Source organism: Calothrix sp. CCY 0018 (assembly GCF_963920925.1).
In the GTDB taxonomy this organism is placed as follows: Bacteria; Cyanobacteriota; Cyanobacteriia; order Cyanobacteriales; family Nostocaceae; genus Rivularia.
This window is the reverse complement of sequence record NZ_CAWUDI010000002.1, coordinates 13,188-27,241: the sequence shown is the minus strand read 5'-3', so window position 1 is coordinate 27,241 and position 14,054 is coordinate 13,188. Positions and strand designations below refer to the sequence as shown.

The 14,054-nt window shown below is 39.4% G+C and carries 13 protein-coding genes; 6 read left to right on the top strand and 7 right to left on the bottom strand.

All coding sequences use genetic code 11. From position 1 onward, the window contains the following. Nucleotides 1-103: 103 nt before the first annotated feature. The 3 genes from ACM03V_RS01595 to ACM03V_RS01585 form a co-directional block, all read right to left on the bottom strand. Nucleotides 104-1,693: a glucose-6-phosphate isomerase gene (locus ACM03V_RS01595; RefSeq protein WP_414619000.1), complete on the bottom strand. Its 1,590-nt coding sequence runs from the start codon at nucleotides 1,691-1,693 to the stop codon at nucleotides 104-106. A gap of 106 nt (nucleotides 1,694-1,799) precedes the next feature. Beyond that, nucleotides 1,800-2,057 (bottom strand): cytotoxic translational repressor of toxin-antitoxin stability system, encoded by a 258-nt coding sequence (locus ACM03V_RS01590; protein WP_414618999.1) that lies wholly within the window; start codon nucleotides 2,055-2,057, stop codon nucleotides 1,800-1,802. A 254-nt stretch (nucleotides 2,058-2,311) separates the two neighbouring features. Continuing rightward, nucleotides 2,312-2,503: a hypothetical protein gene (locus tag ACM03V_RS01585; protein ID WP_414618998.1), complete on the bottom strand. Its 192-nt coding sequence runs from the start codon at nucleotides 2,501-2,503 to the stop codon at nucleotides 2,312-2,314. A 416-nt stretch (nucleotides 2,504-2,919) separates the two neighbouring features. Between ACM03V_RS01585 and ACM03V_RS01580 the strand changes: the two genes are divergently transcribed. Further along, on the top strand, nucleotides 2,920-4,425 hold the full coding sequence (locus tag ACM03V_RS01580) for an alanine/glycine:cation symporter family protein (RefSeq protein ID WP_414618997.1): 1,506 nt from the start codon (nucleotides 2,920-2,922) through the stop codon (nucleotides 4,423-4,425). Between the two features lie 144 nt (nucleotides 4,426-4,569). Here ACM03V_RS01580 and ACM03V_RS01575 read toward each other — a convergent pair whose 3' ends face one another. The 3 genes from ACM03V_RS01575 to ACM03V_RS01565 form a co-directional block, all read right to left on the bottom strand. Then, nucleotides 4,570-4,932: a hypothetical protein gene (locus ACM03V_RS01575; protein ID WP_414618996.1), complete on the bottom strand. Its 363-nt coding sequence runs from the start codon at nucleotides 4,930-4,932 to the stop codon at nucleotides 4,570-4,572. 597 nt (nucleotides 4,933-5,529) lie between these two features. Continuing rightward, the gene (locus tag ACM03V_RS01570; RefSeq protein WP_414618995.1) at nucleotides 5,530-6,108 is read right to left on the bottom strand and encodes a metalloregulator ArsR/SmtB family transcription factor; all 579 of its coding nucleotides are present in this window, start codon (nucleotides 6,106-6,108) and stop codon (nucleotides 5,530-5,532) included. 1,069 nt (nucleotides 6,109-7,177) lie between these two features. Further along, the gene (locus ACM03V_RS01565; RefSeq protein WP_414618994.1) at nucleotides 7,178-10,168 is read right to left on the bottom strand and encodes a UPF0182 family protein; all 2,991 of its coding nucleotides are present in this window, start codon (nucleotides 10,166-10,168) and stop codon (nucleotides 7,178-7,180) included. A gap of 707 nt (nucleotides 10,169-10,875) precedes the next feature. Between ACM03V_RS01565 and ACM03V_RS01560 the strand changes: the two genes are divergently transcribed. From ACM03V_RS01560 to ACM03V_RS01540, 5 genes are all read left to right on the top strand, one after another. After that, a complete protein-coding gene (locus ACM03V_RS01560; RefSeq protein WP_414618993.1) occupies nucleotides 10,876-11,082 on the top strand; it encodes a hypothetical protein in 207 nt (68 codons plus the stop codon). Nucleotides 11,083-11,316: 234 nt separating this feature from the next. Next, nucleotides 11,317-11,988, top strand: coding sequence for a Fe2+-dependent dioxygenase (locus ACM03V_RS01555; protein ID WP_414618992.1), 672 nt, complete (start codon nucleotides 11,317-11,319; stop codon nucleotides 11,986-11,988). Between the two features lie 96 nt (nucleotides 11,989-12,084). After that, nucleotides 12,085-12,399 carry a transposase gene (locus tag ACM03V_RS01550; protein ID WP_414619189.1) on the top strand — a complete coding sequence of 105 codons (315 nt, stop codon included), beginning with the start codon at nucleotides 12,085-12,087 and terminating at the stop codon, nucleotides 12,397-12,399. Further along, nucleotides 12,309-12,692 (top strand): transposase, encoded by a 384-nt coding sequence (locus ACM03V_RS01545; RefSeq protein WP_414618991.1) that lies wholly within the window; start codon nucleotides 12,309-12,311, stop codon nucleotides 12,690-12,692. Before ACM03V_RS01550 ends, ACM03V_RS01545 begins: the two co-directional genes overlap by 91 nt. Further along, nucleotides 12,634-12,864, top strand: coding sequence for a transposase (locus ACM03V_RS01540; protein ID WP_414618990.1), 231 nt, complete (start codon nucleotides 12,634-12,636; stop codon nucleotides 12,862-12,864). Before ACM03V_RS01545 ends, ACM03V_RS01540 begins: the two co-directional genes overlap by 59 nt. A 150-nt stretch (nucleotides 12,865-13,014) precedes the next feature. Here ACM03V_RS01540 and era read toward each other — a convergent pair whose 3' ends face one another. Continuing rightward, entirely contained in the window at nucleotides 13,015-13,971 is a 957-nt protein-coding gene (era, locus tag ACM03V_RS01535) for a GTPase Era (protein ID WP_414618989.1), read from the bottom strand. Nucleotides 13,972-14,054: the final 83 nt, after the last annotated feature.

The following is a 14,054-nucleotide window of genomic DNA, read 5'->3' as shown; positions in this document are numbered from 1 at the left end:
ATTGAATAGTACGTTCAATCTAAGATGCTCTTAAATAAAAAAATGTTGCGGATGCAACAAAAATTACCAAAATATGGTATTTACCTATAGCTTTTTAGCCAATTTATTTGCCAATAGAGAATTTTAAACTGCTGGGTTGTCCAAAATTACCGTCTATTACTACACCGCGTCCGTTGGCATGAAGGTGACGCAATATGATGTAAATTGACTCTATTTGCTCGGTTGCATCTGCTTTTTGGGCTATTTCTTCCAAAGAAAGTGGATTTTCTTCTGCTTGTAGAACGGATACTACTTTTTGCTGCACTTCCAAAATAGCTGCTGCCGCTTTTTTACCTGCTTCTACACCCGGTTGATGATAAGCGTTAACGTTCACCAAACTGGCGTAGAAACCTACAGCGCGTTCGTATAAAGCTATTAATGCACCAACGGTTCGGGGGTTAACTTGGGGAATGCTTACTGTGATCGAATCGCGTTGGTTGTCGTAAAGAGCTTTTCTGGTACCTTGGAGAAAACCGGAAAGATAATCGCCGGATGTAGTTCCCGGCTCAATTTCTAAAGAGGAACCTTTTCTATCTTCTAAAACTTCAATGAAGGTTAGGAAGAAGTTCGCTACCCCATCGCGCAACTGCTGAACGTATGCGTGTTGGTCGGTTGAGCCTTTGTTACCGTAAACTGCAATTCCTTGGTGGACAATATTACCATCCAAATCCTTTTCCTTACCCAAGGATTCCATTACCAACTGTTGCAGATAGCGGCTGAATAAAAGTAGGCTGTCTTTATAAGGAAGAACAACCATGTCCTTTTCACCCTTTCCGTTGCCGGCATGGTACCAAGACAAAGCTAAGAGTGCAGCCGGATTATTTCTGAGTTCTGGAACGCGAGTTGCGTCATCCATCTCTTTAGCACCGTTTAGCATTTGACCAATGTCAATGCCTTGCAGTGCCGCCGGTACAAGCCCTACAGCCGACATTTCGGAAGTACGACCACCCACCCAATCGTACATGGCAAAATGCGCCAGCCAGCCTTCCGATTCTCCAATCTTGCTTAGCTTACTACCAGGCATCGTAATCGCGATCGCATATTGTGCGAAGTCCAAGTTTTGCCCAGCATAAGCTTTCTTGACTTCCATCATGCCGTTACGCGGTTCGGGTGTTCCTCCAGATTTGGAAATCACCAATACCAAAGTACTAGAAAGACGGTTTCGCACGGTAGTTAATACGCGATCAATACCTGCGGGATCGGAATTATCAATGAAGTGAATTGCCAAAGGTGGATAATCTGTAGCCAAGGCTTGAGCCACAAATTGAGGTCCGAGTGCTGAACCACCAATCCCAATCGAGATGATATCGGTGAAGCGAGCAGCTTTGGGAGGATGAATCGCACCCGTGTGGATTTTCTCCGCAAAGACTTCGATTTTCTCAATATTGTTGACAATTTCTTGGGTTAACTCCGGTGTCGGAGCCAAATCGGGATTTCGCAGCCAATAATGTCCAACCATCCGCTGTTCATCTGGATTTGCGATCGCACCTTTTTCCAATTCTGCCATATCCGCGAAAGCCTTATCAAATGAAGGCTCCAGCTTCGCAACAAAATCATCATCAAAGCCCATCCGGCTAACGTCTAGGTAAAAACCCAGTCCTTCATGGAAATATAGCCATTTCTGGTATCGTTGCCAAAGTGCCGTAGCATCCATAAGGGGAAATCTCAAGTCACGTTATTGTCACAAACAAGTTTAAGCTAAGGTTCCATTAATACCTTGTCAACTTATACAGTTTTAACTGTTTACACAACTGCTCTCCTCAAACATCTGGCATAGGTATGACTCGCAAAAATTTCACAATTTCGCCTTTTATCTCAATTCCAACCAAATAATTATCCAAGGTAAAACGGTGAAAGATGCCCGACTCATCAATTTGACGCAATTGAGGCAGCGAGTGCAAATTCTCAGAAAATGCAAACTCCACAAACACAAAATCCAACACCCGCTTTTTAGCTACTAAATCTAATTCCTTTACATCTTTTAAAAATGACCGTGCGTATCTCAGTTCTAACTTCACGCGCTTATTGTTGTTAGTTGTTATACCAATTCTGTATGAGGCTGCGCCCTTCTCACCCGCAGCCTAGAAGGCTGGGGCTACAGTTACGAAGCCCCTCCGCCCCTCCGGGTATCTCCTCCGGAGACGCTACGCTAACACCACTCCCCTCAACGCGGGGAACCCGCGCACGGGGGTGGGTTCACCACCTGCGTGGGCTGAATTAAGGTTAAAGGTTAAAATTCCCCATCCCCTTGTCTCCCCATCCCCTTGTCTCCTCATTCCTCCAAATACCGCATCGCTTCATCGTAAGTTAAGAAATCCCACGGTTGCTGGGAATTCAAGATTTCCTGTATTGCCTTTTTGATCTCAAAGTCACAATGTAGACTGTAAACTGTCTCCCAAGTCGTTTTTAGCTCATTTTCACTCAATTGCTCGATTAATCTATGAATTTTGTCTCGCAGTTCCATGATGCTTGTCTTGAGATAAGGGATTAACAAAAATTAATAATTAACATTCTTGATTTTATAAGTTTTCCCATTCAACAGATAAGAGTTAACAATTATACCGTCCTCCGCCGATCAATACGGTTAATATGCTGATGATTTTATCGTTCAAATACCGGCTCCGATGAAACTTGCAAAAATACAGCCCTTCTTTAAGGAGGAGAGAGGTGATGCATTATATTTTACAAAACTAAAAATCGTTATATTGCCCTTAATATTGCATATCGTGGCGGAGTCAAAAAAATCTTAACTAGAAAAATACTGACTTGTTAAATGACGCTTATGTAAATTCAAATTTTGTATAAAACATATTCCTTAAGGTAGTATCCCTGAATAACAAAGTATAGTCAAAAGAAATCATTAATGGAGAATGGGATTAAATGCGGAAGTCATTATCAAAGCGTCAATGGTTATTAACTTTAATATTCTGTTTGATTCCGACTGCGGCTTTAGCTCAGGATGAAGCTGCTGGGGAACCTTTCATCAAATCCCTTGACGCAGCTTTTGCTGGATTTGTGAAGGCAATATTTGATGTGCTGTTTTTCAGCATCGGTGGTTTTCCCCTGATAGTTTTATGGTTAATTTTCGGGGCAGTTTTCTTTACTGTTCGCATGGGGTTTGTTAATTTCCGAATGTTCGGACACGCGATTGATATCGTTCGCGGAAAACACGACGATCCGAATGCACCAGGGGAAGTTTCTCATTTCCAGGCTTTAGCTACTGCTTTGTCGGCAACCGTCGGACTTGGTAACATTGCTGGGGTTGCGATCGCAATTAGCGTAGGTGGCCCCGGTGCAACTTTATGGATGACTATCGGTGGTTTACTGGGTATGTCGAGTAAGATGGTTGAATGTACTCTCGGTCAAAAATATCGCATCATTAAACCCGATGGTAGGGTTGCCGGGGGACCGATGTATTATCTTTCTAGAGGATTCGCAGAAATTGGTTTAGCACCATTTGGTAAAGTTTTATCAATTCTATTTTCTATTTGCACCGTCTTCGCTGCTTTCGGTGCTGCAAACATGATTCAAGTCAGCCAATCCTATGGTGCAGTTAGAGAAATATTTCCCATATATCCTTGGGTTTACGGTTTAATTCTGGCTATTTTGGTGGGTTTGGTAATTATTGGCGGTATCCACCGTATCGGACAAGTTGCAGGAACTATAGTGCCAGTAATGTGCGTGCTTTATGTAGTTGCGGCATTATGGATTCTTTTAATTAACTTTACTCAAATTCCCGCTGCTATTGGTAGTATCTTCAGTCAAGCCTTCAGCCCCGAAGCAGTAGAAGGAGGAGTTATTGGTGTCATCGTTCAAGGTTTTAGACGTTCCACCTTTTCCAACGAAGCCGGAGTTGGTTCGGCTGCGATCGCTCACTCCGCAGCCAGAACAGATCGACCAATCAAAGAAGGTTTAGTGGCACTTTTGGAACCATTCATCGATACAGTAGTGATTTGTAATATGACTGCTTTAGTAATTGTAATTACCGGCGTTTACAACAATCCCGAATTTGAAGCAATAAGAAAAGCTGGTGAAGGTGCAACCTTAACTTCTAAAGCATTCGGTACGGTAATTGGATGGTTCCCCATATTACTTTCCATATCAGTATTTTTATTCGCTTTCTCCACGATGATTTCCTGGAGTTATTACGCCGAGCGGGCTTGGGAATATCTCTTCAGCGAGCGTAGTGTGATTGTATACAGAATATTATTTGTGGGTGCCACATTCATTGGTGCGATCGCCAAGCCTCAATCGGTAATTGATTTCGGTGACGCTACCTTTTTTGCAATGGCTTTTTTTAATCTGTTGGGTATGTATTTCCTTACCAACAAAGTGGTAGAAGATTTGAACGATTACCAGCGCTATCTCAAACAACCAAAATTGTAAAATAACAAGTTTCACAAAAATAGGACTTACGCAATCGCAACAATATATTAAGCATTCCAAACGTTTAGATCCCCCCAACCCCCCTTTTCTAAGGGGGGCTTTGCGTAAATACGATATTTAGTTTTTTCTATTCCCTATTAATTATCAACGTCTGCCAAAATCAACAAATTCTACATTATTAATTTTTGGATCGTTTCTTAATTCTTCAATTTGAGCATCTTTATCCGATATTGCTTTTTTAATAGATGATAATCGCTTCTCTAACAACTCTACTTTAGTTGCAGATTTGCTATATCCAATTACTGCAACACTTGCCACACCAAGCGTTAAACCTAATGCTACTCCTATTTGGGGAGAAACAATATCTTTTACTTCACCGTAAAACAAGTTTTGATTATCTACTCGAACTTGTATGCGTTCGGAACCGTACTGAGCTAAAAACGTGGCAAAACCAGCAAATATCATCCCTGAAACTGCAACGGTTGGTAGCACTACTTTCTTAAACATTATTTTTACCTGTAAAGGAAAATTGCTTGTTAATAACAACTTAATGAGTATATGAATATATTTTTATGTAATTTTGATGAAATCCTCACTTATATATTTATCGCTTTCATAAAATCATCTTTCCTTGACCATACAAATACCTAACCTTCATAAGTACTTAATATTACTACGCAAAGAATATTTATAAAAAAGCATAAAAACTTATACTAACTTAATATATTTTACAGTAGCGCTTTTCTGTCAAAATCAGGATTGTTTTAGCGTTAAGCGTTACCCTAACGGGTCGTGCCGCGAGTAAGGCTTGTGTCGCCCGGAGGGCGATACACGCAGTGAGTCGTTAGACTAAGCTCACGCCCCGGTATCGCCAATAACTATTAGTCCACAAACAAAAACGAAGCTTGAAAAAGTAATGAGACTATAAAACGCGCAAATCTTTTCCCTAGTTCCTACTTCCATTATTCTTGAGTTGTATCAAGCCTGCATACAAAGAAATGATCTAATTGAGAGAATGGGAGTCAGTAGTTGATGTACTTTGTCCCTTCTCTGCTAGCTACTAGAAAATCTCCTTACAATCGAGCATCAAATGTATTTGCAGGTTCAGCTTCTCCAATACATTCCATTATTTTCCTGCATCAACCGACTATCGATCAATGCTTTTCGTAAAGTCTCGAAATCTGGGTAATAACGTTTAAGAATTTCATCGAGTTTATCCTGCGGATATTCTACTCCCAATTCAAATTTGTCGATTACCCATTTGAGAACCGTTAAGCGTTTCTTACTGCTATTAGGAATTTCTCTGACGTATTGTACGGATTCAGGATTTTCAAAATCTCCTATATAAGTATTCAACACTTTCATTTGCCAAGATTGAAGATTAACGTCATCAGCTAAAGAAGATATTTTTTCTGGATAAAATACTTCTTTACTCATGGTTTGCAAAAGCTTTTTATCTAATTGATAAAAGTGAGTATTGCCTTCAGGACGCATTCTGACCAATTCAAGCTGTTTTAGCTTCGTTAAATGATGAGAGATTGTCGGTTCTTTTAATTCTAATAACACTGCTAATTCTTCTACGCTGCACTCCTGATTCGCTAGAATACCAATTATCTTTAGCCTACTTTCATCTGCTAACGCTTTGAAAAAACGCAGTAGGTTTTGCAATTTCTCATTTTTCATTTTTTACTATAACTTATTTAGACACCTATCTAACTAAAACTAAAGTAATTGATTTACAGCTTAAAAGCAAGCAGTAAAAACAATGTTATTAATTTACTTTTAACACAAAAGAATTTCAGTTTTATTTGTGCAATAAAAAATAAATTTCTCTGATTTGTTTACATTTAGCTGAATTTGAGGATAAAAAAGATTGTATGAAAAATATTCATAGAACGTTGATTATAGTCAAGTCAATAATTCCAATAAGAGCAGAAATTATGTTTTCTATAATTGAGAAAATCTACTCTTTATAACACCGATCAAATTAGAACTCTCCTTGATTGAAAGTCACATCCTAAAATGTCGCGCAACTAGTTATCTAATTACGATTAAAACGGTAACTTTAATAAGTACCTTAGTTATAAGAAATTTTAAATTAAATTAGAAGTAATTAAAAAATAAGTATTTAAAATCGGTTGGTAAAACCAAATATTATCGAGCAGCCCTACACGGTGAATTTTTCGTGTAACGTACAAACTTCTAAAACATTCTTAACAATTCTGGCATCTTTACTCTCATTTCGATATCCCTCTAAAAGGGTATTAAAGACTCTATCTCTATTCCTAAAGAAAGAGATTTGTGATTTTTATGACTTATGTATATTAAACAAGAAAAGCTCATTTGTGGCGTTTCAATACTTATAAGTACCTTTATTCAGATAACTATGCATTATTTAATATTGTTTAACATTTTTTAATAGTCTTCAAACGCTTATATAAAGCATATTTTCAGTTCTAAGTGTTAGGCATTGTTGACAATTTACTTTTAACCCTATTATTGAAATTGTATTTTATGGAGAATTGGAAATCTATTAACCAATCTATAAGAAGATGCGAGCATACACTCTCGCTTCAATCGCACAGAAATTAGGGCACAAAAAAATAACCGTAGCGACAGAAGCTACTACAAACCCATAAAAATTAATGTGGCGGAGTACTACGGCTTACATTTGAGCAAATTTCCAGCACTTGTAGAGATTACGTTATTTCTGCGTAAGTCCGGTGCCGTTCATATGTGCATAGCAAATGGGTTAAGGTACGGGTAGTTGCGGTTGTACTTCTGGAGTAAAAACAGGAGTTGTAATTTCATCCGCATCAAAAATAGACTCTAGAGCATCTTCTAAAGTATTTTCCATGACAATCTCGTTGTCGTAAGCGACAATAACTCTAACTAAAGTCGGTAAACTGTTTTCTTCTGCTTCTAGATATATGGGTTCGACGTAAAGAAGCGATTGTTCTATAGGTATTACCAATAAATTTCCTTGAACTACTCTGGAGCCTTCGCGATTCCATAAGGTGATTTGTTCGGAAATCTCTGGCTTTTGGTTAATCAAAGCTTCTATTTGTTGAATACCGTAAACCAATTCCTGTTTGGGGAATTCGTAAAGCACTAATTTACCATATTGTTGACCATCGGAACGAGCAGCTAACCAAGCGATTAAGTTTCTTCGTTGGGTGGGAGTAAAAGGCCGTAATAAAATAAATTCTTCTTTTTGAGCGGTAGGCAATTTTGTAATTAAGTAATAAGGTTCCACCTGTTGCTGTTCGGTACCGTAAATTTCCGTAGGAATCTGCCACAAATCTTCTCGATTGTAGAACACCTGGGGATCTGTCATATGATAAGCCAGCAAGCGTTCTGATTGAACGCCGAAATAGTCTAATGGGTAGCGGATATGACTACGAAGAGTTACGGGTAATTCCGATAGAGGTTTGAACATCGACGGGAAAATTTTCCCTAATGTATTAATAATTGGATCTGTTGGATCGGCAATGTAAAAGCTCACATCACCGTTGTAAGCATCAACAACAATTTTGACAGAGTTGCGGATGTAATTAAATTTATTTTTACCTGGATCGGAATAAGGATAACGGTTGCTAGTTGTATAAGCGTCAATTATCCAATACAAATATGTTGGTTTATCGTCGATAGTTGTTCCTTTGCCATCGGCTGCAACTAAATAGGGATCGCGATCAAAACGTAAAAAAGGAGCTATGGTTTTTATCCTTTCTTTTATATTACGGCGGAAAATTACCTTAGTTTGTGGTGTAAAATTGCGGGTTAGCAGCATTTGCCAATCTTTAAGATACTGGGCAAACAGCAAGCGTCTAAAAGCTGAGCCGATGGGAATTCCACCTTGTCCATCGTAAACGTTAAATTCGTTTTCATTTCCGCTGGGATAATCAAACTCTTGAGTTTTTGTCCCCGTCATTACATAGGTATTGGCGATTTCTCCAAAATAAATTCGCGGATTTGCAACGGGAATACTGGCTCGGATTTCTGCATTCGATATTGATAAAGAAGCTTGATTTCCGGAATTTTCAACGCCAATATCTTTAATGTAGTAATAAGGTAGTCCGCCGGGGGCAACTTGGTTTACGGGGCTGAGGGTAAAACCGTAGCCATGCGTATAAACTAAATGTTTGTTTACCCAAGTTTTTGCTGCATCGGGAACATCATTGTAGTCAAGCTCTCTGGCAGCGATGATAGTTTGCTGTTTAAAAGATGCTTGGGATTTAAGACTGCGCTTGAGAGTATAACGGTCAATATCTGCATCTGGGAACTTATAATAAGGTCGTATTTGTTGTAATTGACGGTTACTTCGTAAAAGTGGACGTGAATCCCACAAACGAATATTTCCTATAGTTAAGTCGTTTTCTCGCAAGTCGGAAGCCGTAAGATTATTTTGAGGATTAAAAGTACTTGCATCGATGGTGTCTAAATTAAATGCTTTGCGGGTAAGCTCGATTGTACGTTCTATATAAGGTCTTTCGCGAGTGATTTCGTTGGGCTGTACGACTAATTTTTGCACCACTGTAGGTAGAAAGCCCACGGCAACAGTCGCCATTACCAGGAAGAATGCCGACACATAAACCAGTTGACGCGGGTAAGGAGAGCGTTTTATGCTTTCGTTTTTTCTTTTGTATAAATCTAAAGTTCGCAATAGTAAATAAGCTGCAATTCCTAAAGCTAAAAAACTTAAGCCGGTATAAATAGGTAGCAATACTTTTACATCTGTATAGCTAGCACCGTAGTTTACCCCCAATACCGAATACAAAAGTTGATACCGTAACAGCCAATAACGTAAAGCTATAGCTAACATCGTCAAGCAACCCAAAGCATCGAGATGAAGTCGTTGCTTTACGGTAAAACCGGGAAACTTTCCTTCACTCAAGCTGTTAGCCGAACGTAAATAAGTCAATGCTACGGCAGCTATACCCAAGCCAAATAGTCCTAACAGCCAAAATTGTAATAGTTCCCAAATCGGCAGCGAAAATACATAAAAGCTAATATCGCGATTAAATAAAGGTTCCTTATTATCAAAGCTAGTGGCGCGGAAATATTCTAAGACATTTATCCAGCGTGCCGATACCAAGAAACCTAAAAGCAAGCTTACAAAGGAAGCGATCGCCTTTAACCAAAATTCGTAGCGAATAAAAATTGCCGCAGTCACAACCGTGAGTACAATTAGCTGCAAAATCGAAATTACAAATTGCCGCAAACCAATTACATTCAAGATTAACTGCAACCAAAATGGAAATGGCAGCGCTTCGGAAGGTAATTTTATGTCGGGATACCAGACATTTAAAGTTTGCTGACTGTAAAAAAGTACTATTGTGGCTACTAAAACAGTCAATCCTAAAATCGTCGGTAAAAGCCAGCGCAACCTAAATCCATAACGGTACGCAGGAGTTACTGGTTTATCGATAAAAGTAGGAGAAGAGAAAAAATTTCTTGTTTCTTTTCCGCTTAACTGTTGATTTATATAACCTGAAGAAGGGTGTTGAAAGTTCTTAGCTATAGCCAAATTACCCAGCAAAAAACAGATGGAAGTAAAAAAGGCGATCGCCCACAACCCAAACTGCGTCATCAAACGCAATATAAACTCTGATAAATACCCGACTTTATCAAACCAAAGAAATTCTGCTCCCACACGAGAGACTAAATCAAAAATTAGCCATAAACCCAATAAAATGGGAATTATCCGATAATTCCTTTTAGAAAAAACATTAGCTATTTGCATCACTCAAGATTAATTTATTATTAATCACCATTACTTTTTTTGTGACTATTTTGTCTTGATAATTTTCAGCCTAGTTTCAGTAAACACGCGCCGTAACTTCCCCAGTTCGGAACGACAGTTGCTACGTACTGCGGGAACCTCCGCAACGCACTGTCTCCACACTGTAAGACTATTTGTTTAGTAGTTGGGTAAAACCAAGTCATCTTAGTAATGGTGCTTGAAGGGACTTAAAGAGGTTTGCTGGAACAAGCGGATTATATGCATTTAAAAACCAGTATTCAAATTCCACGGTGGTTAAAACCACTCGCGACGTTTTTCCTCTCAGAACTGAAGTTACTGAGGCATCCTTACTATCGGGATTTTTCTGAATAATTCTCAATAAACCTGTATTAATACTAAAAATTAATCCGACCGACTGCACTATCTTAAAAGCACGACCGAACAATAAAAAACTTTTAACATAATAATATCATATAAGCATTTGAGCCGATATAGAACGTAGAAAAATTTTAACCATACCAAAATATTATGTTGTAGTTTAAAATTATTGTTGCGATCGCAGATACAAGCTACAATTATTTGCAATTAGCTTCCGATTAAGAAGCGTTAATTCTCGACCGATCAATTTATATTGACTAACCGTCGAGAAATGGGGTGCAGTAAGATAAGCAACGATTAAAGATTAATAAAGAGTGAGGAGTGTGAAAATGCGTTCAAAAACAATTGCTTTATTTCTTGCATTAGGTATGGCAAGCAGCATCACCGCTTGTACCCAAGGTGAAGCCCCCGAAGGTGGCGAAGGTACCACCCCTGAAGTTGAAGAAATTACCCCTGCTGCTCCAGAAGCGACACCGGGTGCTGAAGGTACCGAAGGTGGAGAAGGTGGAGAAGGCGGAGAAGGTGGAGAAGGCTAAACTTCTATAACATTTACTTTTTATAGATTAACTTGCCAAGGGCAAGGTAAAGGTGAGAAAAGCGCCTATATCTTGCCCCATTTTGATGGAGAGATTGGGGGGGATGGAAAGACAAGGAGAAAAGGGGACAAGGGGAAATATTCCAAACTCCAAACTCCTAACTTCCAACTTCTACCCTTAATCCAAAATCCAAAAGAAACGCATCCGTTGTCAAAATCCAAAATCTAAAATCCGATGATTCTTGCTATAGAAAATGTCTTAACTGCGGAAGAATTAGATGTAATTAGTTCAAAGCTTAAAAATGTAGAGTTTGTTGACGGTAAGTTAACTGCGGGATGGTTTGCTAAAGAAGTCAAAAATAATACTCAATTATCTGGGAATGCTGAAGCTAGTCAGGAGTTAAGAATTATTGCAATCAAAGCGCTCAAACGTAACAGACTATTCCAAGCAGCAGTTAAACCAAAAATTATTCGTCCGATTCTTTTCAGCTGTTATCAAGCCGGTATGTACTACGGCTCTCACACCGATAACGCGATAATGGGTGGTGAAAAACCGATACGCTCTGATGTGTCGTTCACCTTATTCCTCAATTCTCCTTCAAGTTACAAAGGAGGGGAATTAGTTATTGACACAAGCTTGGGAGAACAAGCTTTTAAATTGGAAGCTGGCTCAGCGATCGTATATCCTTCTACAACCCTACATCGAGTTGAAACAGTAGAGACAGGTAAACGTTTAGCAGCAGTAAGTTGGGTACAAAGCTTTGTTCGCGAACCATCCGAACGCGAGATTTTATTTGACTTAGATACAGCCAAACAAATTATGTTTCAGAAATACGGTAAAACGGCAGAGTTTGACTTAATCAGTAAAACTCATGCTAACTTGTTGCGGAAATGGGCGGAAGTTTGACACTCGATGGTCTAAAGACACGCTCGATTCTGCGGACAGAATAGTACTTTGCTCCCGGTTTCTTGCTCGAAACGTGCCAAAGTCTAATTCTGTTATATCCTAAAAAGTTGTGCGATCGCAGGGTGTATTCATGAATATCGTAGAATTATTAACGGAATTCTGTGGATATTAAGAACAGGGGCACCTTGGCGAGACTTACCTGAATATTATGGAAAGTGGGAGAGTGTTGCAACAAGGTTTTACCGATGGCTCCAAGCTGGAGTTTGGAAGCAAATACTAGAAAATCTACAAGAAAACGCCGATAAACAAGGTTTGATTGATTGGGAAGTTCACTACGTAGATGGTACTGTTATACGTGCCCATCAACACGCCGCAGGCGGAAAAAAGGGGGTGAAAAAGAAGAAAAACTAGGTCGTTCTCGTGGTGGATTCAGTACAAAAATACACATACGATGTGAGGGTAAAGGTAAACCGATAACTTTTCTTCTCAGTCCAGGTCAGCGCAACGAGTCACTTTTTCTTGAACAACTGATGGAACAAGGTGCTGTAAAGCGTTCTGGGCGAGGTCGTCCGCGCATTCGCCCCTTAAGACTGGTTGGAGACAAAGGTTACACGGGTCGTCGAATCCGTAATTATCTACGTCGTCGTGGTATCCGTCTTACTATCCCTCTTATTATCTACTCAACCGCGTCGCGGTTCATTTAACCGAGAAATCTACCGTCAACGTAACCTTGTAGAGCGTGCTATTAATCGAATCAAACAGTTTCGACGTATCGCGACGCGATACGAAAAGCTTGCTCAAAATTATACTGCCATGTTGACGATACGCGAAGCGTCGCCCTTTAGGGCTATCGCGTTAATTTTATTGTGGTTATAGTTTGAAAACACGCCCTAGAGGGGGTAGAGGGGGTAGAAATTTCTAATGCCTACTCCTAACTCATAATTCCTAACTCTTAACCCTTTTAATCTAAAATCCAAAATCTAAAATCTAAAATCCCATTCCCAATCCCCAATGCCCCCATGCCCATCACTCTTCTACCCGATAGCCTAATTCCGCTAACCTAATCCGCGAATGTCGCCATTTTGCTTGTACTCTGACGAATAATTCTAAATAAACTTTGCCTGCAATTAGCTTTTGAATTTGTTCTCTGGCGGCGCTGCCAATAGATTTAAGCATTCCTCCGCCTTTCCCAATTAAAATACCTTTTTGAGAATCGCGTTCGACGTTGATTGTTGCCAGCACGCGGGTTAATTTAGGTGTTTCTTCTACTAAATCGATGCTCACGGCTACTGAATGGGGAACTTCTTCGCGAGTTAACAGCAAAATCTGTTCTCGAATTAGTTCACCCATAATGAAGCGCTCCGGTTGGTCGGTAACTAAATCTGGTGGATAATAATATGGCCCAGGTTCTAAATGTTCTATTAACGATCCTTGTACTTCTGGTAGCCCATCGCTGGTTTTAGCAGAAAATTTTGCCGTTTGCCATTCTCCAACCTGGGCTAACTCTAAGTAACTTTGATCTATCAACTCAAAATCTTCAGGCTGACTATCAATTTTATTGATACCTAAAATTATCGGCGTAGTGGTACGTTCGAGTAATGAAGCAATATATTTATCACCACCACCGCAAACAGTACTACCGTCAACTACAAATAATAAAACATCAACAGATTCGATCGCGATTTTAGCATTCGTCACCAAAACTTCCCCCAACCGATGATGGGGTTTATGAATTCCTGGTGTATCTACAAAAATCAGTTGTGCTTCTGGTGTAGTTAAAATACCGCGCAATCGATTCCGCGTAGTTTGAGCTACTGGTGAGGTAATCGCAATCTTTTGACCAACCAATTGATTCATCAAAGTAGATTTACCGACATTCGGACGACCGATAATACCGATAAAACCCGATTTAAATCCGGGAGGAGCCTGGGGAATCAAAGCTTCACCAGGAATAGAAATGTTGTTATTTTGAATACTATTCACTTAAAACAATTATCAATGATTTTATTTTCTTAATCAGGAATGGAAGATAAGTTGTATTTGACAAGATTATTTGATGAATATTT

Excerpts from the sequence above, each read along its gene's own strand:
- ACM03V_RS01575 (WP_414618996.1), bottom strand. The coding sequence starts at position 4,932 with ATGTTTAAGAAAGTAGTGCTACCAACCGTTGCAGTTTCAGGGATGATA.
- ACM03V_RS01555 (WP_414618992.1), top strand. The coding sequence starts at position 11,317 with ATGATTCTTGCTATAGAAAATGTCTTAACTGCGGAAGAATTAGATGTA.
- ACM03V_RS01595 (WP_414619000.1), bottom strand. The coding sequence starts at position 1,693 with ATGGATGCTACGGCACTTTGGCAACGATACCAGAAATGGCTATATTTC.
- ACM03V_RS01580 (WP_414618997.1), top strand. The coding sequence starts at position 2,920 with ATGCGGAAGTCATTATCAAAGCGTCAATGGTTATTAACTTTAATATTC.
- ACM03V_RS01570 (WP_414618995.1), bottom strand. The coding sequence starts at position 6,108 with ATGAAAAATGAGAAATTGCAAAACCTACTGCGTTTTTTCAAAGCGTTA.
- ACM03V_RS01565 (WP_414618994.1), bottom strand. The coding sequence starts at position 10,168 with ATGCAAATAGCTAATGTTTTTTCTAAAAGGAATTATCGGATAATTCCC.
- ACM03V_RS01585 (WP_414618998.1), bottom strand. The coding sequence starts at position 2,503 with ATGGAACTGCGAGACAAAATTCATAGATTAATCGAGCAATTGAGTGAA.
- ACM03V_RS01560 (WP_414618993.1), top strand. The coding sequence starts at position 10,876 with ATGCGTTCAAAAACAATTGCTTTATTTCTTGCATTAGGTATGGCAAGC.